The 26258-nt window shown below is 61.1% G+C and carries 27 protein-coding genes and 1 pseudogene; 21 read left to right on the top strand and 7 right to left on the bottom strand.

Going from position 1 to position 26258, the window contains the following annotated elements; translation table 11 throughout:
- Window positions 1–30 precede the first annotated feature (30 nt).
- The 3 genes from FEE99_RS06435 to rpmE all read right to left on the bottom strand — a co-directional run bounded on the left by FEE99_RS06435 (window position 31) and on the right by rpmE (window position 2529).
- Window positions 31–1299, bottom strand: coding sequence for a malic enzyme-like NAD(P)-binding protein (locus tag FEE99_RS06435; protein ID WP_016772053.1), 1269 nt, complete (start codon window positions 1297–1299; stop codon window positions 31–33).
- A 184-nt stretch (window positions 1300–1483) separates the two neighbouring features.
- The gene (locus FEE99_RS06430) at window positions 1484–2266 is read right to left on the bottom strand and encodes a thermonuclease family protein (protein WP_041477566.1); all 783 of its coding nucleotides are present in this window, start codon (window positions 2264–2266) and stop codon (window positions 1484–1486) included.
- A gap of 41 nt (window positions 2267–2307) precedes the next feature.
- A complete protein-coding gene (gene rpmE, locus FEE99_RS06425; protein ID WP_041477565.1) occupies window positions 2308–2529 on the bottom strand; it encodes a 50S ribosomal protein L31 in 222 nt (73 codons plus the stop codon).
- Between the two features lie 284 nt (window positions 2530–2813).
- On the opposite strand from rpmE, the gene FEE99_RS06420 reads away from it, so the two are divergent.
- Complete coding sequence (locus tag FEE99_RS06420; RefSeq protein WP_041477564.1) at window positions 2814–5033, top strand: primosomal protein N'; 2220 nt, start codon at window positions 2814–2816, stop codon at window positions 5031–5033.
- A 90-nt stretch (window positions 5034–5123) separates the two neighbouring features.
- Here the strand turns inward: FEE99_RS06420 and FEE99_RS06415 are convergent, their stop codons facing one another.
- On the bottom strand, window positions 5124–5246 hold the full coding sequence (locus FEE99_RS06415) for a hypothetical protein (protein ID WP_256674698.1): 123 nt from the start codon (window positions 5244–5246) through the stop codon (window positions 5124–5126).
- Here FEE99_RS06415 and argS point away from each other — a divergent pair.
- The 9 genes from argS (at window position 5245) to FEE99_RS06370 (ending at window position 15714) form a co-directional block, all read left to right on the top strand.
- A complete protein-coding gene (gene argS, locus FEE99_RS06410) occupies window positions 5245–6981 on the top strand; it encodes an arginine--tRNA ligase (RefSeq protein ID WP_041477563.1) in 1737 nt (578 codons plus the stop codon). The genes FEE99_RS06415 and argS overlap by 2 nt on opposite strands.
- Before the next feature lies 1 nt (window position 6982).
- Window positions 6983–7693 carry an SPOR domain-containing protein gene (locus FEE99_RS06405; RefSeq protein WP_041477562.1) on the top strand — a complete coding sequence of 237 codons (711 nt, stop codon included), beginning with the start codon at window positions 6983–6985 and terminating at the stop codon, window positions 7691–7693.
- A gap of 288 nt (window positions 7694–7981) precedes the next feature.
- Complete coding sequence (hslV, locus tag FEE99_RS06400) at window positions 7982–8512, top strand: ATP-dependent protease subunit HslV (RefSeq protein ID WP_007968352.1); 531 nt, start codon at window positions 7982–7984, stop codon at window positions 8510–8512.
- 55 nt (window positions 8513–8567) lie between these two features.
- Window positions 8568–9905: an ATP-dependent protease ATPase subunit HslU gene (gene hslU / locus FEE99_RS06395; RefSeq protein ID WP_041477561.1), complete on the top strand. Its 1338-nt coding sequence runs from the start codon at window positions 8568–8570 to the stop codon at window positions 9903–9905.
- A gap of 77 nt (window positions 9906–9982) precedes the next feature.
- Window positions 9983–10354 (top strand): gamma-butyrobetaine hydroxylase-like domain-containing protein, encoded by a 372-nt coding sequence (locus tag FEE99_RS06390; RefSeq protein ID WP_041477560.1) that lies wholly within the window; start codon window positions 9983–9985, stop codon window positions 10352–10354.
- A gap of 257 nt (window positions 10355–10611) precedes the next feature.
- The gene (phaC, locus tag FEE99_RS06385; RefSeq protein WP_041477559.1) at window positions 10612–12291 is read left to right on the top strand and encodes a class II poly(R)-hydroxyalkanoic acid synthase; all 1680 of its coding nucleotides are present in this window, start codon (window positions 10612–10614) and stop codon (window positions 12289–12291) included.
- Window positions 12292–12385: 94 nt separating this feature from the next.
- The gene (phaZ, locus tag FEE99_RS06380; protein WP_016772063.1) at window positions 12386–13240 is read left to right on the top strand and encodes a poly(3-hydroxyalkanoate) depolymerase; all 855 of its coding nucleotides are present in this window, start codon (window positions 12386–12388) and stop codon (window positions 13238–13240) included.
- Window positions 13241–13380: 140 nt separating this feature from the next.
- Window positions 13381–15063, top strand: coding sequence for a class II poly(R)-hydroxyalkanoic acid synthase (gene phaC / locus FEE99_RS06375; RefSeq protein WP_041477558.1), 1683 nt, complete (start codon window positions 13381–13383; stop codon window positions 15061–15063).
- 30 nt (window positions 15064–15093) lie between these two features.
- Window positions 15094–15714: a TetR/AcrR family transcriptional regulator gene (locus FEE99_RS06370; RefSeq protein WP_024011259.1), complete on the top strand. Its 621-nt coding sequence runs from the start codon at window positions 15094–15096 to the stop codon at window positions 15712–15714.
- A gap of 143 nt (window positions 15715–15857) precedes the next feature.
- Here FEE99_RS06370 and FEE99_RS06365 read toward each other — a convergent pair whose 3' ends face one another.
- The 3 genes from FEE99_RS06365 to FEE99_RS06355 all read right to left on the bottom strand — a co-directional run bounded on the left by FEE99_RS06365 (window position 15858) and on the right by FEE99_RS06355 (window position 17677).
- On the bottom strand, window positions 15858–16739 hold the full coding sequence (locus FEE99_RS06365; RefSeq protein WP_041477557.1) for a phasin family protein: 882 nt from the start codon (window positions 16737–16739) through the stop codon (window positions 15858–15860).
- A gap of 10 nt (window positions 16740–16749) precedes the next feature.
- Entirely contained in the window at window positions 16750–17172 is a 423-nt protein-coding gene (locus tag FEE99_RS06360; RefSeq protein ID WP_041477556.1) for a phasin family protein, read from the bottom strand.
- A gap of 229 nt (window positions 17173–17401) precedes the next feature.
- Entirely contained in the window at window positions 17402–17677 is a 276-nt protein-coding gene (locus FEE99_RS06355) for a polyhydroxyalkanoic acid system family protein (protein ID WP_041477555.1), read from the bottom strand.
- A 154-nt stretch (window positions 17678–17831) separates the two neighbouring features.
- Here FEE99_RS06355 and ubiE point away from each other — a divergent pair, with 154 nt between their 5' ends.
- The 11 genes and pseudogenes from ubiE to FEE99_RS06300 all read left to right on the top strand — a co-directional run bounded on the left by ubiE (window position 17832) and on the right by FEE99_RS06300 (window position 26048).
- Entirely contained in the window at window positions 17832–18602 is a 771-nt protein-coding gene (gene ubiE, locus FEE99_RS06350; protein ID WP_016772069.1) for a bifunctional demethylmenaquinone methyltransferase/2-methoxy-6-polyprenyl-1,4-benzoquinol methylase UbiE, read from the top strand.
- Complete coding sequence (locus FEE99_RS06345; RefSeq protein ID WP_016772070.1) at window positions 18602–19225, top strand: ubiquinone biosynthesis accessory factor UbiJ; 624 nt, start codon at window positions 18602–18604, stop codon at window positions 19223–19225. The genes ubiE and FEE99_RS06345 overlap by 1 nt, the downstream gene beginning before the upstream one ends.
- The gene (gene ubiB / locus FEE99_RS06340) at window positions 19222–20826 is read left to right on the top strand and encodes a ubiquinone biosynthesis regulatory protein kinase UbiB (protein WP_041477554.1); all 1605 of its coding nucleotides are present in this window, start codon (window positions 19222–19224) and stop codon (window positions 20824–20826) included. The genes FEE99_RS06345 and ubiB overlap by 4 nt, the downstream gene beginning before the upstream one ends.
- Before the next feature lie 120 nt (window positions 20827–20946).
- On the top strand, window positions 20947–21348 hold the full coding sequence (hisI, locus tag FEE99_RS06335; RefSeq protein ID WP_007899278.1) for a phosphoribosyl-AMP cyclohydrolase: 402 nt from the start codon (window positions 20947–20949) through the stop codon (window positions 21346–21348).
- On the top strand, window positions 21341–21673 hold the full coding sequence (locus FEE99_RS06330) for a phosphoribosyl-ATP diphosphatase (protein WP_003220849.1): 333 nt from the start codon (window positions 21341–21343) through the stop codon (window positions 21671–21673). Before hisI ends, FEE99_RS06330 begins: the two co-directional genes overlap by 8 nt.
- A gap of 25 nt (window positions 21674–21698) precedes the next feature.
- On the top strand, window positions 21699–21980 hold the full coding sequence (locus FEE99_RS06325) for a twin-arginine translocase TatA/TatE family subunit (RefSeq protein ID WP_016772073.1): 282 nt from the start codon (window positions 21699–21701) through the stop codon (window positions 21978–21980).
- A gap of 10 nt (window positions 21981–21990) precedes the next feature.
- Complete coding sequence (gene tatB / locus FEE99_RS06320) at window positions 21991–22434, top strand: Sec-independent protein translocase protein TatB (RefSeq protein ID WP_081932413.1); 444 nt, start codon at window positions 21991–21993, stop codon at window positions 22432–22434.
- Window positions 22431–23222 carry a twin-arginine translocase subunit TatC gene (gene tatC / locus FEE99_RS06315; protein WP_016772075.1) on the top strand — a complete coding sequence of 264 codons (792 nt, stop codon included), beginning with the start codon at window positions 22431–22433 and terminating at the stop codon, window positions 23220–23222. The genes tatB and tatC overlap by 4 nt, the downstream gene beginning before the upstream one ends.
- Complete coding sequence (locus FEE99_RS06310; RefSeq protein WP_041477553.1) at window positions 23219–23926, top strand: 16S rRNA (uracil(1498)-N(3))-methyltransferase; 708 nt, start codon at window positions 23219–23221, stop codon at window positions 23924–23926. Before tatC ends, FEE99_RS06310 begins: the two co-directional genes overlap by 4 nt.
- Window positions 23927–24131: 205 nt before the next feature.
- Window positions 24132–25145: pseudogene (locus tag FEE99_RS06305) on the top strand (methyl-accepting chemotaxis protein); the annotation flags it as partial.
- Window positions 25146–25175: 30 nt separating this feature from the next.
- Complete coding sequence (locus FEE99_RS06300; RefSeq protein WP_370695128.1) at window positions 25176–26048, top strand: methyl-accepting chemotaxis protein; 873 nt, start codon at window positions 25176–25178, stop codon at window positions 26046–26048.
- Window positions 26049–26258 lie beyond the last annotated feature (210 nt).

Genomic DNA, 26258 nt, shown 5'->3' with positions numbered 1-26258 from the left:
CCAGGCTGGGTTTTTTATGGGCGGCTGCTTTTAACCGTTGAACACGTCATCCACGCTTTTCAGCGGGTAGTTCTTCGGATACGGCAGAGTAGCAACGCCGGTCTCGATCGCGGCCTTGGCCACGGCGTCGGAGATCAGGGTGATCAGGCGCTTGTCCATTGGCTTCGGAATGATGTACTCACGACCGAATTCCAGCGGAGCACCGCCGTAGGCATCGCACACGTCCTGTGGAACAGGCAGTTTGGCCAGTTCGCGCAGGGCGTTGGCGGCGGCGACTTTCATTTCTTCGTTGATGCGCTTGGCGCGAACGTCCAGGGCACCACGGAAGATGAACGGGAAGCCCAGCACGTTGTTGACCTGGTTCGGGTAGTCCGAACGGCCGGTAGCCATGATCACGTCGCTACGGGTGGCGTGCGCCAGTTCCGGGGAGATTTCCGGATCCGGGTTGGAGCAGGCGAAGACGATCGGGTTGGCCGCCATCGACAGCAGGCCTTCGGCGCTCAGCAGGTTCGGACCGGACAGACCGACGAATACGTCAGCGCCTGCCAGTGCGTCTGCCAGGGTGCGCTTCTCGGTAGCGTGGGCGAAAACGGCTTTGTACTGGTTCAGGTCGTCACGGCCGGAGTGGATCACGCCGGTACGGTCAACCATGAAGATGTTTTCGATGCGAGCGCCCATGCTCACCAGCAGTTTCATGCAGGAGATGGCGGCAGCGCCGGCGCCGAGGCAGACGATTTTTGCTTCCGGCAGGGTTTTGCCAGCGATTTCCAGGGCGTTGATCATGCCGGCAGCGGTCACGATCGCGGTGCCGTGCTGGTCATCGTGGAACACCGGAATGTCGCACTGCTCGATCAGAGCGCGTTCGATCTCAAAGCACTCTGGCGCCTTGATGTCTTCCAGGTTGATGCCACCGAAGGTGATGGAGATGCGCTTGACGGTGTCGATGAAGGCTTGCGGGCTTTCCGAGTCGACTTCGATGTCGAATACGTCGATGCCGGCGAAACGCTTGAACAGTACGCCCTTGCCTTCCATTACAGGCTTGGACGCCAACGGGCCGAGGTTGCCCAGGCCGAGAATCGCGGTGCCATCGGAAATGACTGCCACCAGGTTGCCCTTGCCGGTGTATTTGTAGGCCAGTTCAGGATCGCGAGCGATCTCGCGTACTGGTTCAGCTACGCCGGGGCTGTAGGCCAGCGACAGGTCGCGGGCGGTAGCAGTGGCCTTGGTGAGCTCGACACTCAGCTTCCCCGGACGAGGATTGGCGTGGTATTCGAGAGCGGCAGTTTTCAGATCAGACATTTTGGCATTCCGCTTTTTTACTGTTGGACAGACTGGTCAGCGAGGATACGCGCCTCGCAAAGTCCCCACAAGACTGGGCAGTCACCGCTGTCAAGCGCCCTGCCCTACGACTTTGGGCCAAGAGCCACGGCGCACAAGGGCTGGACTGTTCACAATCAGCTGTAAAAATGTCTACAATTTTTCTTCAACGCGGTACGTGCAGCATCGAAGGATCGGTCAACGGCAACAACCAGCGCGCCTGACCTTTTTGCAATCCATCGCGCCGGGATTGGTCAACCACCCAGCCACGCGCCTCGATCTGCCTGCCTTTCAGTGCTTCCAGATCAGCACTGTCAAATCGTCCGAGCAGATTGGGTGCAACCCGCAATACAACCCTGTCCTGCAACTCGATCCAGATTCCGCCGCGATTGCGCTGCACCTTGCTCACCCGACCGCTGACTACGGCAAAGCCTGAACGCTGGATCTCCTGCGCTTTCTGCACCGGCGATTGCCGCCAGAGACCAAGCCCGGCCTGTCGCGCGCTGCGTTCGGCGGCCTGCTGGCAGGGGACCAGGTCGACATTCGGCGCGACCGCAACGTGAAAACCCAGGCCATCGGCAAGCATTTGCGCTTCGAGATTCACTCCGCTGACGCTGTAAACATGCGCGAGCGTACGCCCGTAATGGTCTTTCGCCTGCTTGCCGGGCCGCAAGCCGACCCGGCCGCCGCTCTCATCTACCAGAGCTTGCAGGCGTTTGCGCGCCGCCACGGCGAAGGGTTCGTCGCTGCGGCCCTGCTTGCCCAGCTCCGGCGTATTGAGGCCGATCATGCGCACATTGCGCCCGTCGCTCAGGCGCAGGGTGTCGCCATCGACCACCCGCTGCACGCTGACGCTGGTCAGCCCTGCGGGTGTCGGGCAGAACGCCTGGGCGGCGGACAGCCAAATCGCAGACACAAAAAAGGCGCCCGCAAGGGACGCCTTTTTCATCAGTCTGGAGAAGTCGAAGCGACCTTCCAAAATGATCAGCCTCAGGCTTTTTTGCCGACGCCGAAAGTAGCGAAACGGTCTGCGAACTTCTGCACACGGCCGCCGGTGTCCAGAGTCTTCTGCTTACCGGTGTAGAACGGGTGGCATTCGTTGCAAACGTCGATCGCCAGGGCTTTGCCGTAGGTCGAACGAGTTTCGAACTTGTTACCGCAGCTGCAGGTAACAGCAATTTCCGGGTAGTTCGGATGGATATCGGCTTTCATGGTGTCTTCCTCAGGCTAGCGTGCCGCCACCCAACACTATTGTTGAATACCGCACGTAATTAGGCCGCGGATTCTACCAGACCTTTTCAATCGCGCAAGCTGTCACCGAGACCGACCGTCTGCTAGGCTCCCGGCCTTGAACGCACTTCCCTGTGGGAGCGAGCCTGCTCGCGAAGGCGCCATGGCAGTCGACACATGTGTTGCCTGACCCACCGCCTTCGCGAGCAGGCTCGCTCCCACAGGTCATGCATATCCGATCATTTTGCGTATCGAGATCCCCCCGCGTGCCCGACGCCATTTTGCGCCTTGCCCTGCCTTCGCCTTTGCGCCGCCTGTTCGATTACCGGGCGCCGGCCGGGGTGCGGCGCGAGCAATTGCAGCCGGGCATGCGCTTGCGGGTGCCGTTCGGTCGGCGCGAGATGATCGGGATTCTGGTCGAGGTCACCGACACCAGCGAGGTGCCGGCAGAAAAACTCAAACCGGCACTGGCCCTCCTCGACTCGACTTCACCGCTGCCGCCAGCGCTGTTCAAGCTGTGCCTGTGGACCGCGCAGTATTACCAGCACAGCCTCGGCGACACCTTGAACTGGGCCTTGCCGGTGCTGCTGCGTCAGGGCGAGCTGGCCGAAGCCCGCCAGGAACGCTTCTGGTCGGTGGCCCCCGGCGCCAGCGTCGATGACCCGCGAGTGGCCCGTGCGCCACGCCAGCGCGAGGCGCTGACCACGCTGGCCCAGCACCCCCACGGCGTCGCCCATCAGTTGTTGAGCAAACTGATGCTGAGCAAGGACAGCCTCGATCTGCTGCTGGCCAAGGGACTGGTGCAAGTCGAAATCCGCCGCCACGCCCCCGGCGTCCGCCATGAACACTGGCTGGCACAACCGGAGCTGCCGCTCAACAGCGAACAACGCGCGGCGTATGAAGCGATTCGCGCCGGTTTCGACAGTTATCACGCGTTTCTCCTGGCCGGCGTCACCGGCAGCGGCAAGACCGAAGTCTATCTGCAACTGATCCGCGAAACCCTCGAAGCCGGCAAACAGGCACTGGTGCTGATCCCGGAAATCAACCTCGGCCCGCAGACCCTGGCGCGTTTCGAACAGCGTTTCAATGCGCGCATCGCCCTGCTGCATTCGGCAGTGAATGATCGCGAACGCCTCGACGCGTGGCTCGCCGCCCGTGATGGCGAGGCCGATATTATTATCGGCACCCGCTCGGCGCTGTTCACGCCAATGAAAAATCCCGGGCTGATCATCATCGATGAAGAGCACGACGGCTCCTATAAACAGCAGGAAGGTCTGCGCTACCACGCTCGCGATCTGGCACTGGTACGCGCGCGGCAGGAAAACATCCCGATCGTGCTCGGCTCCGCCACGCCGTCGCTGGAAAGTCTGCATAACGCTTACACCGGTCGCTATGGCCTGTTGCGCCTGAACGAACGCGCCGGCGGCGCCAAGCAACCGCGCTTCCTGCGGCTGGACGTGAAAAGCCGTCCGCTCGACAGCGGTATTTCCGGGCCGATGCAGCAAGCCATCGGCCAGACCCTCGCCAACGGCCAGCAGGTGCTGGTGTTCCTCAACCGTCGCGGCTTTGCCCCGACCCTGCTCTGCCACGATTGCGGCTGGATGTCCGAGTGCTCGCGCTGCGATGCGCGCATGACCGTGCATCAACGTTACGGCGAGTTGCGCTGCCACCACTGCGGCAACGTCGAGCGCACGCCGCGCCAGTGCCCGAAGTGCAGCAAGGTCGATCTGCGCCCCGTCGGCGCCGGCACCGAACGCGCCGAAGAACGCCTGGCGATTCTGTTCCCGGATTACCCGGTACTGCGCGTCGATCGCGACAGTACATCGCGCAAGGACGCGATGAATCAGCTGTTTGCGACGATTCAAAAGGGTCAGCCGTGCATTCTGGTCGGCACGCAGATGTTGGCCAAAGGGCACCATTTCCCCCGGGTGACGCTGGTATCGATTCTGGATGCCGACGGCGGCCTGTTCTCCGGCGACTTCCGCGCCAGCGAGCGCATGGCACAACTGATCGTCCAGGTCGCCGGGCGCGCCGGCCGGGCTGAGGAGCCGGGCAGGGTGATCATCCAGACGCATTTGGCCGACCACCCTTTATTGGTGCAACTGACCGAGCAGGGTTATTTCGCCTTTGCCGAACAAGCCTTGAGCGAGCGCCGCGCGGCCGGGTTGCCGCCGTTTGCCCATCTGGCGCTGTTGCGTGCCGAGGCGCACAAGCCGGGGCAGGCGGAAGGCTTTCTCGATGAAGCGTGCAGCGCGGCCGAACGCTTGCTGGCCGAATTGAATCTGAGCGGCATCGAGTTGCTCGGGCCGGTGCCGGCGCCGATGGAGCGCCGTGCCGGGCGTTATCGCGCCCAGCTGTTGTTACAGGCGACCGCGCGGGCACCGCTGCACCGCTTGCTGGCGAGCTGGATGCTGGTGCTGGAGCAGATGCCGAGTGGGCGGGCGGTGCGCTGGTCGCTGGATGTTGATCCCGTCGATTTGTACTGATTGATCGATTGCTATCGCTGGCAAGCCAGCTCCCACAGGGACTGCGCCGCTCTTGTGGGAGCTGGCTTGCCAGCGATAACGGTCGAATTGTCACCACAAATCCATAAGCTGCCTGCTAAGGTTGGCAAGCCCGTCTTCGCAACGGATAATGCCCAGTTTTTCCACCCGCGCATCGATGCGCCCGCCGCGCTTGCGGTCGAAAGAGAAGACCATGAAAGACACCATTCGCCAGCTGATCCAGCAAGCCCTCACCCAACTCGTCAACGAAGGTGTGTTGCCTGAAGGCCTGACGCCGGCGATCCAGGTGGAGAACGCCCGCGACAAGACCCACGGCGACTTCGCCAGCAACATCGCCATGATGCTGGCCAAGCCGGCCGGCATGAAGCCACGGGATCTGGCGGAGAAAATCATCGCCGCCCTGCCCGCTGACGAGAACGTCACCAAGGCCGAAATCGCCGGCCCGGGCTTCATCAATTTCTTCCAGAACACCCAGGCACTGGCCTCGCGCCTCGACGCCGCACTGGCCGACGCCCATGTCGGCGTGCGCAAGGCCGGCCCGGCGCAGCGCACCGTGGTCGATCTGTCGGCGCCGAACCTGGCCAAAGAGATGCACGTCGGCCACTTGCGCTCGACGATCATCGGCGACGGCGTGGCCCGCGTGCTTGAGTTCCTCGGCGACGAAGTGATCCGCCAGAATCACGTCGGCGACTGGGGCACTCAGTTCGGCATGCTGATGGCGTACCTGCAGGAAAACCCGATCACCAGCGACGAATTGTCCGATCTGGAAAACTTCTACCGTGCGGCCAAGCAGCGTTTCGACGAGTCCGAAGAATTCGCCGATCGCGCCCGTGGCCTGGTGGTCAAGTTGCAGGCTGGCGATGCCGAATGCCTGGCACTGTGGACCAAGTTCAAGGACATCTCGCTGTCGCACTGCCAGAAGATCTACGAACTGCTCAACGTCAAACTGACCATGGCCGACGTCATGGGCGAAAGTGCCTACAACGACGACCTGATCAATGTGGTCAACGACCTGAAAGCAGCGGGCATGCTGGTCGAGAGCAACGGCGCCCAGTGCGTGTTCCTCGACGAGTTCAAGAACGCCGATGGCGACCCGCTGCCGGTGATCATCGTCAAGGCCGATGGCGGTTACCTGTACGCCACCACTGACCTGGCGGCCGTGCGCTACCGTAGCGGCAAGCTCAAGGCTGATCGCGCGTTGTATTTCGTCGACCAGCGCCAGGCCCTGCACTTTCAGCAGGTCTTCGCGGTGGCGCGCAAGGCCGGTTTCGTCACCCATCCGATGGAAATGGAACACATGGGTTTCGGTACCATGAACGGCGCCGATGGGCGTCCGTTCAAGACCCGTGATGGCGGCACCGTGAAGCTGATCGACCTGCTGACCGAAGCCCAGGAACGCGCCTACAACCTGGTGAAAGAGAAGAACCCGACCCTGGCCGAAGACGAGTTGCGCAACATCGCCAAGGTCGTCGGCATCGGCGCGGTGAAATACGCCGACCTGTCCAAGCATCGCACCAGCGACTACAGCTTCAACTTCGACCTGATGCTCAACTTCGAAGGCAACACCGCGCCATACCTGCTGTACGCCTACACCCGCGTGGCCGGTGTGTTCCGCAAACTGGGCAAGGACTTCAGCGAAGTCGACGGCCAGATCGTCCTCGAAGCGGCGCACGAGCAGGAGCTGGCGGCGAAGCTGGCGCAGTTCGGCGAAGTGCTGAACAACGTGGCTGAAAAAGGCACCCCGCACATTCTCTGCACTTACCTGTACGACGTCGCCGGCCTGTTCTCCAGCTTCTACGAGAACTGCCCGATCCTCGCCGCCGACACCCCGGCGCAGATGCAGAGCCGTCTGCGTCTGGCCGCACTGACCGGTCGCACCCTCAAGCAAGGCCTGGAGCTGTTGGGTCTGGAAACTCTGGAGCGTATGTAAGTTGGCTGCCAAGAAAAAACCTGCACCCAAACGCGGCGCCAGCCGCTATCAAGCCCCGGCGAAACAACCGATTCCGGGCTGGCTGTGGATGGCCATAGGCTTGACCGTCGGCGCGTTCATCGTGTTTCTGATGAAACTGGAACCGGGCAAGGGCAGCGACACGGTCAAGCGCGAGAAAGTCGAACAGCAGCAGAAAGCGTCAAAGATCGCCGAGGCCAACAAGACCCCGCCGAGCCCGACGCAACCTGTGAAACCGAAGTACGACTTCTACACCCTGCTGCCGGAATCGGAAGTGATCGTGCCGCCGGACGCGGTGCCGGAAAAGACTTTGCCGACGCCGCAAGTGCCGGCCGTACCGACCACGCCGGTAACCCCGGCCGAAGCGGCGAAGATCGACACTGCACGGGCGCAGGCAGCTCTGGCCGGGATCACGCCGCCGCCAGCGCCACCGGTGAGCAAGGCCGCGCCAGTGACCAAGTTTTTCCTCCAGGCCGGTTCGTTCCGCAAGGAAACCGATGCCGACAAGGTTCGCGCGCAGATCATTCTGCTCGGCCAGGCCGTGGCGGTGGAGTCCGGCACGGTCAAGGATGAAACCTGGTATCGCGTGCTGGTCGGCCCGTTCAGCAACCGTGAACAACTGACCACGGCGCAGAAACAACTGGCCGGTGCCGGCTTCAGCAACCTGTTGTTACAACAACGCCAGAGCCGCTAAGGCTCTCAGAGGTCAGCTGCAACTTGCAGGTGACCTTCAAACTTTGTGGTGAGGGGATTTATCCCCGTTTGGCTGCGGAGCAGCCCTGAAACCAGCCATTGCGGTGCAGCAGGCATACCGCAAATGATGGTTTCGCGACTGCTCCGCAGCCGAACGGGGATAAATCCCCTCGCCACAGTCATCACACACCATTCGTCTCCCATCGCCCCAACCGGTTGAAATCCCCTCCAGCACCCCCATATGAATGGGCATAAGGCATTTTCGCCCCGCTGCGTGGAGACTCTTCCCTTGACCACCATCGTTTCAGTCCGCCGCCACGGCAAAGTCGTCATGGGCGGCGACGGCCAGGTTTCTCTCGGCAACACCGTGATGAAAGGCAACGCGAAAAAGGTCCGTCGCCTGTACCACGGCCAGGTCATCGCCGGTTTCGCCGGTGCCACCGCCGACGCCTTCACCCTGTTCGAACGTTTCGAAGGCCAGCTCGAAAAACATCAGGGTCACCTGATCCGCGCCGCCGTCGAACTCGCCAAGGAATGGCGCACCGACCGCTCCCTGAGCCGGCTCGAAGCGATGCTCGCGGTCGCCAACAAGGATGCTTCGCTGATCATCACCGGCAACGGTGACGTGGTCGAACCCGAAGATGGCCTGATCGCCATGGGTTCCGGCGGCGCCTACGCGCAAGCCGCCGCCAGCGCCCTGCTGAAAAAGACCGACCTGTCGGCGCGCGAGATCGTCGAAACCGCTCTCGGCATCGCCGGCGACATCTGTGTATTCACCAACCACACCCAGACCATTGAGGAGCAGGATCTCGCTGAGTAAGCCTGTTGCGGCCCGTGTGCCACGGCTTGTTTCTGCTTGAGGACCGTCAATTATTATGTCCATGACTCCCCGCGAAATCGTCCACGAACTCAACCGCCATATCATCGGCCAGGACGATGCCAAGCGCGCCGTCGCGATTGCCCTGCGCAACCGCTGGCGCCGCATGCAGCTGCCTGAAGAGCTGCGCGTTGAGGTGACCCCGAAGAACATCCTGATGATCGGCCCGACCGGTGTCGGTAAAACCGAGATTGCCCGTCGCCTGGCGAAACTGGCCAATGCGCCGTTCATCAAGGTCGAAGCGACCAAATTCACCGAAGTCGGTTATGTCGGCCGTGACGTCGAGTCGATCATTCGTGATCTGGCCGATGCCGCGATCAAAATGCTCCGCGAACAGGAAATGACCCGTGTACGCCACCGCGCCGAAGACGCCGCCGAGGATCGCATCCTCGACGCGTTGCTGCCGCCAGCACGCATGGGCTTCAGCAATGAAGAGGCGCAGAGTTCCGATTCCAACACGCGTCAGCTGTTCCGCAAGCGTCTGCGCGAAGGCCAGCTGGACGACAAGGAAATCGAAATCGAAGTCGCCGAAGTCTCCGGCATCGAGATCGCCACGCCGCCAGGCATGGAAGAGATGACCAACCAGCTGCAATCGCTGTTTGCCAACATGGGCAAGGGCAAGAAGAAGTCGCGCAAGCTCAAGGTCAAGGAAGCGCTGAAACTGGTGCGCGATGAAGAAGCCGGGCGTCTGGTCAACGAAGAAGAACTGAAGGCCAAGGCGCTGGAAGCGGTCGAGCAGCACGGTATCGTCTTCATCGACGAGATCGACAAGGTCGCCAAGCGCGGCAATGTCGGCGGCGCCGATGTCTCCCGCGAAGGCGTACAGCGCGACCTGCTGCCGCTGATCGAAGGCTGCACCGTCAACACCAAGCTGGGCATGGTCAAGACTGACCACATCCTGTTCATCGCCTCCGGTGCGTTCCACCTGAGCAAGCCAAGCGATCTGGTGCCGGAGCTGCAAGGTCGTCTGCCGATCCGCGTCGAGCTCAAGGCCCTGAGCCCGGAAGACTTCGAACGCATCCTCAGCGAACCGCACGCCTCGCTCACCGAGCAATACTGCGCGCTGCTGAAGACCGAAGGCCTGAACATCCAGTTCCAGCCCGAGGGCATCAAGCGTCTGGCGGAGATCGCCTGGCAGGTCAACGAGAAAACCGAGAACATCGGTGCCCGTCGCCTGCACACCCTGCTTGAGCGTCTGCTCGAAGAGGTGTCGTTCAGCGCCGGCGACCTGGCCAGCGCCCACGATGACAAGGCGATTCTGATCGACGCCGACTACGTCAACAGCCACCTCGGCGAATTGGCGCAGAACGAAGATCTGTCCCGCTACATTCTGTAGAGCGGCAAGCTACAAGCTACAAGCGGCAAGCTGAGTTAAGCTTGCAACTTGTAGCTTGCAGCTAAAGGCTGTTTTTCATGATTCCCACCGACATCAAACTGCACAAAGCCTCGAAAACCCTGACGCTCACTTACGCGTCCGGCGAGGAATTCACCCTGCCCGCGGAGTTTCTGCGCGTGCACTCTCCCTCCGCCGAGGTCCAGGGCCACGGCAAACCGATCCTGCAATTCGGCAAGCTCAACGTGGGTCTGAGCAAGCTGGAACCGGCTGGCAACTACGCACTGAAACTGACCTTCGACGACGGTCATGACAGCGGCCTGTTCACCTGGGAATACCTCTATGAACTCGGCAAGCGCCAGAACGAACTCTGGGACGATTATCTTGCCGAGCTGCGCGCGGCCGGAAAATCCCGCGATCCGAACGAGTCGTTCGTCAAGCTGATGCTCTAGGCCGTGGCTCTCGCTCTTTAGAGGGCATTTTCTAACTTCATCTGTTTGAATGCTCCGCGCATATGGCCCCGGATCGGCCGCTTGCGAAAAAAATTAAACTCGGGTAACCAATGGAGCTGGCAAGTTCCCTGCAGTGCTCTACGACTGTAAAGCAGCTATGCAGAATCAACGGTCACCCGAGCAGTAGTACCCGGCATTGGCTGTGGAAGCGACAGCGTGAAACCGGGTACTCGTCTCAGGACAATGGAGCGTCGTAGATGAGTGACAAGAATAACGATGACCTGAAGTACCAAGCCTCGGAAAACACTCTGGGGCTTAACCCCGTCGTCGGGCTGCGCGGAAAGGATCTGCTGGCCTCTGCTCGAATGGTGCTGAAACAGGCCATCAGACAACCGATTCACAGCGTCAGGCACGTGACCCATTTCGGCCTCGAGCTGAAGAACGTGCTGCTGGGTAAGTCCGCGCTGCAACCGGCCGGTGACGACCGCCGTTTCGCCGACCCGGCGTGGAGCCAGAACCCGCTGTACAAACGTTATCTGCAAACCTACCTGGCCTGGCGCAAGGAACTGCATGCCTGGATCGATGACAGCAGCCTGTCCCCCAAGGACATCGCTCGCGGGCATTTCGTCATCAACCTGATGACCGAAGCCATGGCGCCGACCAACACGGCGGCCAACCCGGCGGCGGTCAAACGCTTCTTCGAAACCGGCGGCAAAAGCCTGCTCGATGGCCTCTCGCATCTGGCCAAGGATCTGGTGCACAACGGCGGCATGCCGAGCCAGGTCAACATGGGCGCGTTCGAAGTCGGCAAGAGCCTCGGCGTCACCGAAGGCGCGGTGGTGTTCCGCAATGATGTGCTGGAGCTGATCCAGTACCGGCCGATCACCGAGCAGGTCCACGAACGCCCGCTGCTGGTAGTGCCGCCGCAGATCAACAAGTTCTACGTCTTCGACTTGAGCCCGGACAAGAGTCTGGCGCGCTTCTGCCTGCGCAACAATGTGCCGACTTTCATCATCAGCTGGCGCAACCCGACCAAGGCCCAGCGCGAGTGGGGTCTGTCGACGTATATCGAAGCGCTGAAGGAGGCGGTCGACGTAGTCACCGCGATCACCGGCAGCAAAGACGTCAACATGCTCGGCGCCTGCTCCGGCGGCATCACCTGCACCGCCCTGCTTGGCCACTACGCCGCGCTCGGCGAGAACAAGGTCAACGCCCTCACCTTGCTGGTCAGCGTGCTCGACACCACCCTGGACAGCGACGTCGCCCTGTTCGTCGATGAGCAGACCCTGGAGACCGCCAAGCGCCACTCCTACCAGGCCGGCGTGCTCGAAGGCAAAGACATGGCCAAGGTCTTCGCCTGGATGCGCCCCAACGATCTGATCTGGAACTACTGGGTCAACAACTACCTGCTCGGCAACGAGCCGCCGGTGTTCGACATTCTGTTCTGGAACAACGACACCACCCGCCTGCCCGCTGCGTTCCACGGCGACCTGATCGAGATGTTCAAAAACAATCCACTGATCCGTCCCAATGCACTGGAAGTGTGCGGCACGCCGATCGACCTCAAGCAGGTCACCGCCGACATCTTCTCGCTGGCCGGCACCAACGATCACATCACGCCGTGGAAGTCCTGCTACAAGTCGGCGCAGCTGTTCGGCGGCAAAGTTGAATTCGTGCTGTCGAGCAGCGGCCATATCCAAAGCATCCTCAACCCGCCGGGCAATCCGAAGTCGCGCTACATGACCAGCGAAGAGATGGCGGCAACCGCCGATGACTGGCAGGAAAATTCGACCAAGCACACCGATTCCTGGTGGCTGTACTGGCAGGCATGGCTGGCCGAGCGCTCGGGCAACCTGAAAAAGGCCCCGACGAAACTGGGCAACAAAGCGTACCCGGCAGGCGAGGCTTCGCCGGGCACTTATGTACATGAAAGATAGCGGCAAGCTTCAAGCTGCGAGCGACAAGCTGAGCGGGTTCTGCTTGAAGCTTGCGGCTTGCAGCTGCTCCCAACTGACCCGAAGGGTTTGACCCATGCCGCAACCGTTCATATTCCGCACCGTCGATCTGGATGGCCAGACCCTTCGCACGGCGGTGCGCCCCGGCAAGCCTCATTTGACGCCTCTGCTGATTTTCAACGGCATCGGCGCCAACCTGGAGCTGGTGTTCCCGTTTGTCGCGGCGCTCGACCCGGATCTGGAAGTGATCGCCTTCGACGTGCCCGGGGTCGGCGGCTCATCGACGCCGAACCGACCGTATCGCTTCCCCGGCCTGGCCAAACTGACGGCGCGGATGCTCGACTATCTCGACTACGGTCAGGTCAATGTGATCGGCGTGTCGTGGGGCGGCGCCCTGGCGCAGCAGTTTGCCTACGACTATCCCGAGCGCTGCAAGAAACTGGTACTGGCGGCCACTGCGGCCGGTGCGGTGATGGTGCCGGGCAAACCGAAAGTGCTGTGGATGATGGCCAGCCCGCGCCGCTACATTCAGCCATCCCATGTGATCCGCATCGCGCCGATGATCTACGGCGGCTCGTTCCGTCGCGACCCGACGCTGGCTGCCAGCCATGCGGCAAAAGTGCGCTCGGCGGGCAAGCTCGGTTACTACTGGCAGCTGTTCGCCGGCCTCGGCTGGACCAGCATCCACTGGCTGCACAAGATCCATCAGCCGACGCTGGTGCTGGCCGGCGATGACGACCCACTGATTCCGCTGATCAACATGCGCATGCTCGCCTGGCGCATTCCCAATGCGCAGTTGCACATCATCGATGACGGCCATCTGTTCCTGATCACTCGCGCCGAAGCGGTGGCGCCGATCATCATGAAGTTTCTCGAAGAGGAGCGTCTGCGCGCAGTCATGCACCCGCATCCGACCCCGCTCGGCGGCTGATCGCGGCGGCCTGCTTTATGCAGCACTTTCCAAATCAAGCGCGCGGCAGGACGCCGCGCAGGCAGCAACCGGTTACAGCGTCTATGGTGTTCTGGTTCGGTGAGTGTGTTTTTGCCCTGAAGACGAAGGAGTGTTGAGTCATGCGCGAAAAACCAGCGACGGGCGTGGTGCCCAGCCCCGCCGTGTTTATCAACGCCCAAAGTGCGATCGCCGGTCTGCGTGGCAGGGATCTGCTGTCGACACTGCGCAGCGTCGCCGCCCACGGCTTGCGCAATCCGTTGCACAGCGCAAAGCATGCGCTGAAGCTTGGCGGGCAGTTGGGCCGCGTGCTGCTCGGCGAAACCCTGCACCCGACCAACCCGCAAGACAGCCGCTTCGCCGATCCGGCGTGGAGCCTCAACCCGTTCTACCGGCGCAGCCTGCAGGCGTATCTGGCCTGGCAAAAACAGGTCAAAAGCTGGATCGATGAAGGCGACATGAGCCCTGAAGATCGTGCCCGTGCGCACTTCGCTTTCACCCTGCTCAATGACGCCGTAGCGCCCTCCAACACGCTGCTCAATCCGCTGGCGGTCAAGGAGCTGTTCAATTCCGGCGGGCAGAGTCTGGTGCGTGGCCTGAGCCATCTGTTCGATGATCTTTTGCATAACGACGGCCTGCCACGGCAAGTGACCAAGCAGGCGTTCGAGGTCGGCAAAACCGTGGCGACCACCAGCGGATCGGTGGTGTTTCGCAATGAAATGTTCGAGTTGATCCAGTACAAATCGATGAGCGAAAAGCAGTACGCCAAGCCGCTGCTGGTGGTGCCGCCGCAAATCAACAAGTACTACATTTTCGATCTGAGCCCGCAGAACAGCTTCGTCCAGTACGCCCTGAAAAACAGCCTGCAGACCTTCATGATCAGTTGGCGCAATCCTGATGTGCGCCATCGCGAGTGGGGCCTGTCGAGTTACGTCGAAGCAGTCGAAGAAGCGATGAACATCTGCCGGGCGATTACCGGCGCCCGCGAAGTGAACCTGATGGGCGCCTGCGCCGGCGGCCTGACCATTGCCGCCCTGCAAGGGCATTTGCAGGCCAAACGGCAACTGCGCCGGGTCGCCAGCGCGACGTACCTGGTCAGTCTGCTCGACAGCCAGATCGAGACCCCGGCCACGCTGTTCGCCGATGAACAAACTCTGGAAGCGGCCAAGCGTCGCTCGTATCAGAAAGGCGTGCTCGATGGTCGCGACATGGCCAAGGTCTTCGCCTGGATGCGCCCCAACGATTTGATCTGGAGTTACTTCGTCAACAACTACCTGCTGGGCAAGGAGCCGCCAGCCTTCGACATCCTCTACTGGAACAACGACAACACGCGCCTGCCGGCGGCGCTGCACGGCGATCTGCTGGACTTCTTCAAGCACAACCCGCTGATCCACGCGGGCGGTCTCGAGGTGTGCGGTACGCCGATCGATCTGCAGAAGGTCAATGTCGACAGCTTCAGCGTCGCCGGCATGAACGACCACATCACGCCGTGGGACGCGGTGTATCGCTCGACCCTGCTGCTCGGTGGCGAACGACGTTTCGTGCTGTCCAACAGCGGTCACGTGCAGAGCATCCTCAACCCACCGAGCAACCCGAAAGCTGCCTACGTCGAGAACGCCAAACTGAGCAGCGACCCGCGTGCCTGGTACTACGATGCCAAACACGTCGACGGCAGCTGGTGGCCGCAGTGGCTGGAATGGGTCGCCCAGCGCTCCGGCGCCCTGAATGAAACTCGCACCACCCTCGGCAATCCGAACTATCCACCGATGGAAGCGGCACCTGGCACCTATGTGCATGTGCGCTGACGCTCAACCGATTTTTTCTAAGAAGACTGGATGAAAACCCGCGACCGGATTCTCGAATGTGCGCTGCAACTGTTCAACGAAAAGGGTGAGCCGAACGTTTCCACCATGGAGGTGGCCAACGAAATGGGGATCAGCCCCGGCAATCTCTACTACCACTTCCACGGCAAGGAACCGCTGATTCTCGGTCTGTTCGAACGCTTCCAGCACGAACTCGCACCCCTGCTCGACCCGCCGCCGGACGTTGAACTGGCGCCGGAGGATTACTGGCTGTTTCTGCATTTGATCGTCGAACGACTGGCGCAGTATCGGTTCCTGTTCCAGGACCTGTCGAACCTCGCCGGGCGCTTGCCGAAACTGGCCAAGGGGATTCGCAATCTGCTCAATGCGCTGAAGCGGACGCTGGCGTCGTTGCTGGCGCGATTGAAGGCTTCGGGGCAACTGGTCAGCGATACCCAGGCATTGGGGCAACTGGTGGAGCAGGTGACCATGACGTTGCTGTTCTCGCTGGATTACCAGCGGATTCTTGATCGTGAGGGAGAGGTTCGGTTGGTGGTTTATCAGATCATGATGCTGGTGGCGCCGCATTTGCTGCCGCCAGTGAAGGTGGCTACAGAGCGGATGGCGCTGCAATACCTTGAGGATCACGACTGACCCAAAATCAAAAGATCGCAGCCTTCGGCAGCTCCTACATTTGAAATGCGTTCCCCTGTAGGACCTGCCGAAGGCTGCGATCTTTTGATCTTCAAAAAAACGCCCGACCTTCACAGGCCGGGCGTTTTTGATTTGCCCTGAAATCAGGACTGACTGGATGGCGTCGACGGTGTCGATGCCGCAGTCGGAGTAGCTGCTGCCGTGGGTGCCGCAGCGGAGTTTGCCGCGTTGGCCAGAGCTGTTGGCGCAGTCGATGGCGCCGCAGCCGGTTTCGGCGCAGCGGCTTTCGGCGCGGCCGGTTTTTTCACTGCTGGCTTTTTCGCCGCAGCCGGTTTGGCCGCAGGCTTCGCAGCGGGTTTGGCGGCAGCAGTTTTCGCTGCTGGCTTGGCCGCTGGTTTTGCTGCTGCTTTAGCCGCAGGTTTTGCCGCTGCTTTGGCGGCAACCGGTTTGGCGGCAGCCTTGGTCGCAGGCTTGGCTGCTGCAGTTTTTGCCGCAGCTTTCGCAGCCGGTTTTGCCGCCGCTTTGGCCAGTGGCTTGGCTGCGGTTTTCGCCGCAGGTTTGGCCGCTGCAGTTTTAGTGGCAGGTTTCGCCGCAGCGGTTTTCGCCGCCACAGGCTGCGCTTTCAGACCGGTGAGTTTTTCGATCTGCTTTGTCAGCGTATCGACCTTGGCGTTGAGCGCCTTGACCTCATTGCGGCTCGGCACACCCAGGCGCGAAATCGCGCTGTTCAGGCGCTTGTCGAAAGCCCCTTCCAGCTCGTCCCACTTGCCCAGTGCGCGATCTTTCACGCCGCTGATACGCGACTTGGCCGAGGAGGTCGAGTCCTCGACTTTCTTGCCGACCGCAGTCTTGGTGAGCTTCTCGGCTTTCTCGCCGTCTTTGACCAATGCATCGAAGAGTTTGCTGCCGTCAGTGTCGATCTTCGAGTACACGCCTAAACCAGCCAGCCAGATTTTGCGGGAGTAGGACTCGACCTTCCCGACCCACGAGCTGCTTTCTTTATCGGTGTTCTTTTTGCCAGCCATCCCGTTCTCCTTAAGATTTTCGCGCGACGCGTTCGAGCAATGCCGTCAGCTCATCGAGCTTAGCAGAGAGTGCCTCAACGTCATGTTTAGACGGAATGCCGATCCGATTCAAGGCGCTGGCCACACGGTTGTCGAAGGCCTTCTCGACCTTGTCGAGCTGAACTTCCACGCGACCCTTGAACGAGCTGACCTGAGTGGCCGCCTCATCGATCTCGGCGTTGGCCGCATGGAGTTTTTCGCTGACGGCTTTTTTGCCTTTCTTTTCAACAGTTTGACCAGCGGCGACGAGCTCTTGAAAGTACTCGCTGCCCTCTTGGCCGACCTTGGTGTAGGCGCCCAGGCCTGCCAGCCAGATCTTGCGGGCATAGGATTTGACGTCGCTCAGGGTAGAAGTCGGAGCGTCGATTTTTTTCTTCAAAATGACTTTGGCCATGGTGCACCTCACGCGCAGAAGGTTTGAGGAACTGCCGGACGAGTGTCGGGCTCAGGCACAAAATAGGGAGAAAAATTAGAAAGGGCACCCTAACCAGCGGGAGCAACTCTAAACAAATGTGGGAGCGAGCCTGCTCGCGAATGCGTCATATCAGCCAACATTTCAGTCAACTGATACACCGCTTTCGCGAGCAGGCTCGCTCCCACAGGGGATTGGATTTCAACCTGAATCAGGCCAGGGCTTTATCCAACGCCTTCTCGATCTCGGCTTTGATCATGCCGCTCATGGCCGACATCATCAGCCCCAGTTCGACGTCGACCCTGATCGAATCGTCCGCTACATGCACTTCGCCTTTCACGCCGGAGCGCTTGAGGTTCAGGGTGTCGCCTGACCATTGCGGCTCCAGGCCGTATTGTTCATTGAGCTTTGTGGCCAGTTTGTCGGCCTTTACGCGGGCGGCTTCCTTGCCCAGGGTGTGGGCGCGCTCAACACTGATTTTGGCCATGGAATGACTCCTGATGATTGAATGGCTGACGTTGAATCTTGACCGCATCTGCGGCAAATCGTCCCGAAGGTTGCTCATCTTACCTTTAGCCATTCCAAGACAAAGCATGGCTTGGGGATTAGAATGTCGCGCATTCTCTTTTGGTGACAGCGATATGACTGATCAGCGCAAAGGCAGTGATGCCGAACCCACCACTCACTTCGGCTTCAAAAACGTTCCGGAAAGCCAGAAAGCGGAAAAAGTCGCTGAGGTTTTCCATTCCGTAGCCGCTAAATACGACCTGATGAACGACCTTCTGTCGGGCGGCATGCACCGTCTGTGGAAGCGTTTCGCGATCGAGCTTTCCGGCGTGCGCAGCGGCAACCGCGTGCTCGACATCGCTGGTGGCACCGGCGACCTGACCCGCAAGTTCTCGAACCTCGTCGGCCCGACCGGCCAGGTCGTGCTGGCCGACATCAACGAGTCGATGCTCAAGGTCGGTCGTGATCGTCTGCTCGATCTGGGCGTTGCCGGCAACGTCGAATTCGTCCAGGCCGACGCGGAAAAACTGCCGTTCCCGGACAACCATTTCGACTGCGTGACCATCGCCTTCGGCCTGCGCAACGTGACGCACAAAGAGGACGCGTTGCGTTCGATGCTGCGCGTGCTCAAGCCCGGCGGCCGCCTGCTGGTGCTGGAGTTTTCCAAGCCGACCAACGCGCTGATGTCCAAAGCCTACGACGCCTACTCGTTCGCCTTCATGCCGCTGATGGGCAAGCTGATCACCAATGACTCGGAAAGCTATCGCTACCTGGCCGAATCGATCCGCATGCACCCGAATCAGGAAACCCTGAAGTCGATGATGGTCGAGGCCGGTTTCGACCGCGTGACCTATCACAACATGACCGCAGGCATCGTCGCCCTGCACCGCGGCATCAAACCCTGATGTTGCTCACCGGGCTGCTCGCCAGCGTCGAACTCGGCCTCAACCGGGTGCTGCGTCTCGACAGCACGGCGCTGCCGCGCCTGGCGCATCTGACCGGCAAGGTGATTGCCGTCGACTGCCGCAGCCCGGCGCTGCAACTGTTCATACTGCCCAGTGACGAAGGCCTGATGCTGGCTTCGCAGTGGGCAGCGGACGTCGATTGCACGTTGCGTGCACCGGCCTCAAGCCTGGTGAAACTGGCCCTGAGCAAGGACAAGACCGCCGTGCTGCACGCGCCGGAAGTCGAGCTCGATGGCGACAGCGGCGTGCTGCTGGAGCTGGCCGGCGTACTGCAGGATCTTGAGCTGGACTGGGAGTACGAACTCTCGCGCTGGCTCGGGCCGGTCGCCACGCAATTGCTCGGCGGCCATCTGCGCAGCCGCGCGCGCTGGTATCAACAAGGATTTGCCAGCCTCAACCAGAATCTTGCCGAATACCTCGCCGAAGAATCACGCACCCTTGTCGGGCAGCGCGAAGCCGAAGCGCGATTCAGCGAACTGGACCGGATCAAACTTGATCTGGAACGACTCGAGGCGCGTTTCGAGCGCCTTTCCCGATCCCTCGACCCAAGCGATAACGCATGAAGCTGCTTGCCGTCCGCCGTCTGTTGCGCATCCAGCGCGTCGTGATCCGCTACCGCCTCGATGACCTGCTGTTCGATCTGCCGCTGCCCTGGTTCCTTCTGGCCGTGCGCTTTTTGCTGCCGTGGCGCTGGCTGCCCCGCAAGCCGCTGGAACTCAATCGTGGCGCGCGCCTGCGTCTGGCGTTGCAGGATCTGGGGCCGATCTTCATCAAGTTCGGGCAGATTCTTTCGACCCGCCGCGACCTGTTGCCCGAAGACATCGCCGATGAGCTGATGCTGCTGCAGGACCGCGTGCCGCCGTTCGATTCGCAAGTGTCGATCAAGCTGATCGAAGAACAGCTGGGCAAGAAAATCAGCGAAGTGTTCAGCCGTTTCGACGTCGCCCCCCTGGCCTCGGCCTCGGTAGCGCAGGTGCATGCGGCGCAGCTCAAAAGCGGCGAAGAAGTCGTGGTCAAGGTCATTCGCCCAGGCCTGAAACCGATCATCGCGCAGGATCTGGCATGGCTGTTCATCCTCGCCCGCGCGGCGGAAAAATTCTCCGCTGACGCGCGCCTGCTGCACCCGGTCGACGTGGTGCAGGATTACGAAAAGACCATTTACGACGAACTCGATCTGTTGCGCGAGGCGGCCAACGCCAGCCAGTTGCGCCGCAACTTCGAAGGCTCGCAGCTGCTTTATGTACCGCAAGTCTATTGGGACTGGTGCCGGCCGAAAGTGCTGGTGATGGAGCGCATCTACGGCATCCAGGTCACCGATCTGGCGACCCTCGCTGACCAGCGCACCGACATGAAAATGCTCGCCGAGCGTGGCGTGGAGATTTTCTTCACTCAGGTGTTCCGCGACAGTTTCTTCCACGCCGACATGCACCCGGGCAACATTTTCGTCAGCACCGTCAATCCGTGGAGCCCGCAATACATCGCGATCGACTGCGGCATCGTCGGCAGCCTGACCCCGGAAGACCAGGATTATCTGGCGCGCAACCTGTTCGCGTTCTTCAAGCGTGACTACCGCCGTGTCGCGCAGTTGCACATCGATTCGGGCTGGGTGCCGGCGGAAACCAAACTCAACGAATTCGAAGCGGCGATTCGTACCGTGTGCGAACCGATCTTCGAAAAACCGTTAAAAGATATTTCATTTGGCCAGGTATTGATGCGCCTGTTCCAGACCGCACGCCGCTTCAACATGGAAGTGCAGCCGCAACTGGTGCTGTTGCAGAAGACCTTGCTGAACATCGAAGGCCTCGGTCGTCAGTTGTATCCGGATCTGGATCTGTGGAACACCGCGCAGCCGTTTCTCGAGCGCTGGATGCGCGAACGCGTCAGCCCGAAAGCCCTGCTGGGCAACGTGCAGAGCCAGCTGGAGCAGATTCCGCACCTGTCGAACATGGCCCGCGATCTGCTCGAACGCATGTCGCAACCCCACGCCAAAGACCCTCCGCCGCCGTGGCACAAACGCAAGGACGACTGGTTCCTGCGCCTGCTCGGCTGCGCGCATCTGGCCGGCGGCGCGATCCTCGCTGCGGGTGGTCCGTTGACCGCGTGGGCGCACTGGCCCGCCGGAATCATGATCGCGGTCGGTTTGTATCTGGTCGTTCGCCGATAGCACGATTGAGCTGCAAGTTATAAGCTGCCAGCTTCAAGCTTGACGCTACTGGCACACCGCAACGTGCGTTTACTTGCAGCTCGAAGCTCATGGCTTGCTGCTGCTTTTCGAGATTTGACGATGAAAAACTGGCTGGACGAGATCAAGTGGGATGCTGACGGCCTGGTGCCGGCGATTGCCCAGGATCACAAGACCGGGCGCGTATTGATGATGGCCTGGATGAACCGCGAAGCGCTGGAACTGACCGCTGCGGAGAATCGTGCAATCTACTGGTCACGTTCCCGTGGCAAGCTGTGGCGCAAGGGCGAAGAGTCCGGCCATGTGCAGACCCTGCATGAAATGCGCCTGGACTGTGATGCCGACGTGATCATCCTGATGGTTGAACAGATCGGCGACATCGCCTGCCACACCGGCCGTCAAAGCTGCTTTTACCGGGTCTTCGAAAACGGCGACTGGAAAACGGTCGACCCGGTTCTGAAAGACCCGCACGCTATCTATTCCGCAGGACACACACATGAGTGACACCCTGACCCGCCTCGCTCAGGTACTTGAAGAGCGCAAAGGCGCAGCCGCCGACAGTTCGTATGTCGCCAGCCTGTATCACAAGGGGCTGAACAAGATTCTGGAGAAAGTCGGCGAAGAGTCGGTCGAAACCATTATTGCCGCCAAGGATGCCGCCATCAGCGGCGATTGCAGTGATGTGATCTACGAGACCGCCGACCTGTGGTTCCACAGCATGGTCATGCTCGCCCAACTGGGGCAGCATCCGCAGGCCGTGCTGGATGAACTGGACCGTCGCTTCGGCCTGTCCGGACACGTCGAGAAAGCCTCGCGTCCGTCCGCCTGAACAACTTTTAGAGAGGAATCGCCACATGGGCATTTTTGACTGGAAACACTGGGTCGTCATTCTGATTGTCGTGGTGCTGGTGTTCGGTACCAAAAAACTGAAAAACCTCGGCACCGACGTTGGCGAATCGATCAAGGGCTTTCGCAAAGCCATGAACGACGACGAAAAACCGGCCGAGCCGAGCGTGACCCCGCCGGCCCAGCCAGTGCCACCGGTGCAGCCGCAAACCACTGCTCAGGCCAACCCGCCGCACACCATCGACGTGCAGGCGCAGAAAGTCGAAGAGCCGATCCGCAAAGACGTGTGAGCACTGACTAATGTTTGGTATCAGCTTCTCTGAACTGCTGCTCGTCGGCCTCGTCGCCCTGCTGGTGCTCGGCCCCGAGCGTCTGCCGGGCGCGGCGCGCACCGCCGGTCTGTGGGTCGGCCGCCTGAAGCGCAGCTTCAACGCGATCAAACAGGAAGTTGAACGTGAAATCGGTGCCGACGAGATCCGTCGGCAACTGCACAACGAACATATTCTGTCGCTGGAGCAAGAGGCGCGGAAGATCTTCAATCCGAACCAGCAGGAGCCGACGCCGGTCGAGCCTGTGGGCGAGCAGACGATTCACAGCGCTGCCGCTCCGACTCCTGCACCTGTTGTAACACCGCCAGGACCTGCGCCGGTTACCACAGACACATCGGTTGAACCCGTAGCGCCCTCCGCCGCGCCGACTACACCAGCGCCTCAAGACCCTACACTGCCGCCGCGAGCCCCATGAGCGATCTTCCGGAAAACGACCAGCACATGCCGCTGGTATCGCACCTCACCGAGTTGCGCACCCGCCTGCTGCGTTGCGTGGCGGCGATCTTCATCATCTTTGCCGGGCTGTTCGCGTTCACCCAGCAGATCTACACCTTCGTCTCGACGCCGTTGCGCCAGTACCTGCCGGTCGGCGCGACGATGATCGCCACCGACGTGTCGTCGCCGTTCCTGACGCCGTTGAAGCTGACCATGATGGTTTCGCTATTCCTCGCGATTCCGGTGATCCTGCATCAGATCTGGGGCTTTATCGCGCCGGGCCTGTACAAGCATGAAAAACGCGTCGCGGTACCGCTGCTGATCTCCAGCATCCTGCTGTTCTACATCGGCATGGCGTTCGCCTATTACTTCGTCTTTCCATTGATCTTCAAATTCTTCGCCGCTGCCACCCCGGCCGGCGTGGAAATGATGACCGACATCGCCAGCTACCTCGATTTCGTCATGACGCTGTTCTTCGCCTTCGGCGTGGCGTTCGAAATCCCGGTGGCCGTGGTCCTGCTGGTGTGGATCGGCGTGGTCGACGTCAAATACCTGAAGAAGATCCGCCCGTACGTGATCATCGGCTGCTTCGTGGTCGGCATGATCCTCACCCCGCCGGACATCTTCTCGCAGACCCTGCTGGCTGTGCCGATGTGGATGCTGTTCGAGATCGGCATTCTCTTCGGCGCGCTGGTCAGCAAGCGCGAACGCCCGGACGAAACCCCGGCCGACGACCACAACGACCAGCCGCCAGCGACTCAGGCATGAACCTGCTGCTGCTCGAAGAGGCCGACTTCATTGCGGCCGACCGCGTGATCCTGCGCGACCGGCGCCTGACGCACATGCAGGAAGTCCATCGCTCGGAAGTCGGTGACAGCCTGCGCGTCGGGCGCATCAACGGGCTGATGGGTTCGGCCGAGTTGCTGCGCCTCGAAGCGGGCGAAGCGGAGCTGCGCGTCAGCCTCGATCAGCCACCGCCGGCCAAGTTGCCGCTGACCCTGGTGCTGGCCCTGCCCCGGCCGAAAATGCTGCGCCGCGTGTTCCAGACCGTCGCGACCATGGGGGTGGCCAAGGTGATTCTGGTCAACAGCTATCGCGTGGAGAAAAGCTTCTGGCAGACGCCGTTTCTGGAGCCGGAAGCGATTCGTGAGCAGTTGATCCTCGGGCTCGAACAGGCTCGCGATACGGTGTTGCCGGAGATCGTCATCGAAAAGCGCTTCAAGCCTTTCGTTGAGGATCGGCTGCCGGCGATCAGCGCGGGCACCCTCGGCCTGGTCGGCCACCCCGGCCACTTCCCGCCCTGCCCGCGCGCCCTGAACGAACCGGTGACCCTGGCCATTGGCCCCGAGGGTGGCTGGATACCTTACGAAATCGACCTGCTGGCCAAATCCGGCCTGCAACCGGTGCAACTGGGCGAGCGCATCCTGCGCGTCGAAACCGCCGTCACCGCCCTGCTCGCACGCCTGTTCTAGCGCGACACCGATCCTGTGTAGGAGCTGCCGAAGGCTGCGATCTTTTGATCTTGTTTTAAAAGCAAGATCAAAGGATCGCAGCCTCGTTGCACTCGTCAGCTCCTACAAGCCCCTACAGTCGCGGACAAGTGGCGTTACAGATTGCCATCACCCAGCCGATACAACTCCTATAAATCCAATTAAGTGGTCCGAAGGGAGTGGTCGCATGTACCGTTGGTTAGCCGAGAGTCTTGGAAACGTCAGCGTCAAACGCAAGCTGGGCATCGGTTTCGGCCTGGTGCTGTTGCTGACGCTGTTGATCACGTTCACCGGCTGGACCGGCATGAGCGGCATCATCAGCCGTGGCGACAAGCTCGGCTTCATTTCCAGCCTCAATGAGCTGACCAAAGACCTGCGCCTGGCGCGCATGGACTACGACATGCGTCGTGGTGAACAGGGTCCGGGCGCGGTCAATGAATTGCTCAGCAAACTCGAAAGCGGTCTGCAATCGGCACGCGGCATGATCGAGCAGCCATCCGATGTGGCGATGGTCGACCAGCAACTGGCTGCGGTCGCCGAATACAAACGCGCTTTCGGCGAAATGACCCAGGCCACCGTGCACCGTGAAGATGCGCGCAGCAAGCTTGGCGCCAACGCTGACAATGCTGTGGCCAAGGTCGGCGAAGTCGAAAGTGCGCTGCTGCAAGGCGACAGCGTTGCGCAGTACAACGCTGTCATCGAGCTGAGCAAACTGTCGCAGCAGGCGCGCTATCAGGTGCGCGGTTACACCTACAGCGGCAAGGCCGATGCCGAGCAACCGGCGCTGACCGCCATCGACAACGCCTTGAAGAACCTCGAAAGCCTGCCGACCCGCGTGCCAGAGCAGCACATCGCCAACCTGCAGCAAGCCACCGACTCGCTCAAGGCTTACCGCGCCGCTGTCGCTCAGTTCCGTGATTCGCAGGTCAAGAACGCCGCCGCACTGGCCAACATGTCGGCTCAGGGCGACATCCTGATCGCGGCGAGCAAAAAGCTCACCGAATCGCAAACCGTGGTGCGCGACACCGATGCCGCCCACGCCAAGAACATGCTGCTTATCGCTACTGCGCTGGCGCTGGCCTTCGGTCTGATTGCCGCTTGGGCGATCACCCGACAAATCATCATTCCGCTGACCCAGACCCTGAAAGTGGCGGAGCGCGTGGCCGCCGGTGACCTGACCCACAACCTGGTTTCCCTGCGTCGCGATGAGCTCGGTCAATTGCAGCGCTCGATGCAAAGCATGACCCAAGGCCTGCGCGAATTGATCGGCGGTATCAGCGACGGCGTCACGCAGATCGCCAGCGCCGCTGAAGAACTTTCGGCGGTGACCGAGCAGACCAGCGCCGGGGTCAACAATCAGAAGGTCGAGACTGATCAGGTCGCCACCGCCATGAACGAGATGGCCGCCACCGTGCAGGAAGTCGCACGCAACGCTGAAGAAGCCTCAGAGGCCGCTGTCGCCGCTGACCAACAGGCCCGTGAAGGCGACAAGGTCGTCGGCGAAGCCATCGCGCAGATCGAGCGTCTGGCAATCGAGGTGGGTCACTCCACTGAAGCCATGGGCGAGCTCAAGCGTGAAAGCGACAAGATCGGCAGCGTCCTCGACGTGATCAAGTCTGTCGCCCAACAAACCAACCTGCTGGCCCTCAACGCTGCCATCGAAGCGGCCCGTGCCGGGGAAGCCGGACGTGGTTTCGCCGTGGTTGCCGACGAAGTGCGCAGCCTCGCCCAGCGCACCCAGAAGTCCACCGAAGAGATCGAGGAGCTGATCGTCGGTCTGCAAAACGGTACCCAGCAAGTGGCGACGATCATGGACAACAGCCGCAGCCTCACCGACAGCAGCGTCGAACTGACCCGGCGTGCCGGTGGCTCACTGGAGAGCATCACCCGCACCGTCTCGGCGATTCAGGCGATGAACCAGCAGATCGCCGCCGCTGCCGAGCAGCAGAGCGCCGTGGCCGAAGAGATCAACCGCAGCGTGCTGAACGTGCGCGATGTGTCCGATCAGACGTCGGCGGCGAGCGAGGAGACTGCCGCATCCAGCGTTGAATTGGCGCGACTGGGCACGCATCTGCAGATGCTGGTAGGCCGTTTCAAAGTCTGAGTTGATGCACAACCCCGGTTCGCCTGTAACCGAGGTGATGCCATTCGCGAGCAGGCTCGCTCCCACAGGGAAACGCATTCCAAGGTGGGAGCGAGCCTGCTCGCGAAGGCAGCGGCGCGGTCTGCGCGTCGTAGGTAACGGGCGCGCCAATTTGGCGACGGATGCTATGCACTGGTTTTAGGCTTTATCCGGATTTGTTCGCAAATCAGC

Source organism: Pseudomonas sp. ef1, from assembly GCF_007293365.2.
GTDB lineage: Bacteria > Pseudomonadota > Gammaproteobacteria > Pseudomonadales > Pseudomonadaceae > Aquipseudomonas > Aquipseudomonas siliginis.
Note: the sequence above shows the minus strand (reverse complement) of the source record. Positions and strands in the feature narration are given on the sequence as shown.

Excerpts from the sequence above, each read along its gene's own strand:
- FEE99_RS06435 (WP_016772053.1), bottom strand. The coding sequence starts at position 1,299 with ATGTCTGATCTGAAAACTGCCGCTCTCGAATACCACGCCAATCCTCGT.
- ubiB (WP_041477554.1), top strand. The coding sequence starts at position 19,222 with ATGAAGCTGCTTGCCGTCCGCCGTCTGTTGCGCATCCAGCGCGTCGTG.
- hisI (WP_007899278.1), top strand. The coding sequence starts at position 20,947 with ATGAAAAACTGGCTGGACGAGATCAAGTGGGATGCTGACGGCCTGGTG.
- FEE99_RS06330 (WP_003220849.1), top strand. The coding sequence starts at position 21,341 with ATGAGTGACACCCTGACCCGCCTCGCTCAGGTACTTGAAGAGCGCAAA.
- FEE99_RS06345 (WP_016772070.1), top strand. The coding sequence starts at position 18,602 with ATGTTGCTCACCGGGCTGCTCGCCAGCGTCGAACTCGGCCTCAACCGG.
- FEE99_RS06415 (WP_256674698.1), bottom strand. The coding sequence starts at position 5,246 with ATGGTCTTCTCTTTCGACCGCAAGCGCGGCGGGCGCATCGATGCGCGG.
- tatB (WP_081932413.1), top strand. The coding sequence starts at position 21,991 with ATGTTTGGTATCAGCTTCTCTGAACTGCTGCTCGTCGGCCTCGTCGCC.
- FEE99_RS06300 (WP_370695128.1), top strand. The coding sequence starts at position 25,176 with ATGCAAAGCATGACCCAAGGCCTGCGCGAATTGATCGGCGGTATCAGC.
- phaC (WP_041477558.1), top strand. The coding sequence starts at position 13,381 with ATGCGCGAAAAACCAGCGACGGGCGTGGTGCCCAGCCCCGCCGTGTTT.
- rpmE (WP_041477565.1), bottom strand. The coding sequence starts at position 2,529 with ATGAAAGCCGATATCCATCCGAACTACCCGGAAATTGCTGTTACCTGC.
- tatC (WP_016772075.1), top strand. The coding sequence starts at position 22,431 with ATGAGCGATCTTCCGGAAAACGACCAGCACATGCCGCTGGTATCGCAC.
- phaC (WP_041477559.1), top strand. The coding sequence starts at position 10,612 with ATGAGTGACAAGAATAACGATGACCTGAAGTACCAAGCCTCGGAAAAC.
- FEE99_RS06365 (WP_041477557.1), bottom strand. The coding sequence starts at position 16,739 with ATGGCTGGCAAAAAGAACACCGATAAAGAAAGCAGCTCGTGGGTCGGG.
- FEE99_RS06360 (WP_041477556.1), bottom strand. The coding sequence starts at position 17,172 with ATGGCCAAAGTCATTTTGAAGAAAAAAATCGACGCTCCGACTTCTACC.
- FEE99_RS06370 (WP_024011259.1), top strand. The coding sequence starts at position 15,094 with ATGAAAACCCGCGACCGGATTCTCGAATGTGCGCTGCAACTGTTCAAC.
- FEE99_RS06310 (WP_041477553.1), top strand. The coding sequence starts at position 23,219 with ATGAACCTGCTGCTGCTCGAAGAGGCCGACTTCATTGCGGCCGACCGC.
- argS (WP_041477563.1), top strand. The coding sequence starts at position 5,245 with ATGAAAGACACCATTCGCCAGCTGATCCAGCAAGCCCTCACCCAACTC.
- phaZ (WP_016772063.1), top strand. The coding sequence starts at position 12,386 with ATGCCGCAACCGTTCATATTCCGCACCGTCGATCTGGATGGCCAGACC.
- hslU (WP_041477561.1), top strand. The coding sequence starts at position 8,568 with ATGTCCATGACTCCCCGCGAAATCGTCCACGAACTCAACCGCCATATC.
- ubiE (WP_016772069.1), top strand. The coding sequence starts at position 17,832 with ATGACTGATCAGCGCAAAGGCAGTGATGCCGAACCCACCACTCACTTC.
- FEE99_RS06390 (WP_041477560.1), top strand. The coding sequence starts at position 9,983 with ATGATTCCCACCGACATCAAACTGCACAAAGCCTCGAAAACCCTGACG.
- FEE99_RS06325 (WP_016772073.1), top strand. The coding sequence starts at position 21,699 with ATGGGCATTTTTGACTGGAAACACTGGGTCGTCATTCTGATTGTCGTG.
- FEE99_RS06355 (WP_041477555.1), bottom strand. The coding sequence starts at position 17,677 with ATGGCCAAAATCAGTGTTGAGCGCGCCCACACCCTGGGCAAGGAAGCC.
- FEE99_RS06430 (WP_041477566.1), bottom strand. The coding sequence starts at position 2,266 with ATGAAAAAGGCGTCCCTTGCGGGCGCCTTTTTTGTGTCTGCGATTTGG.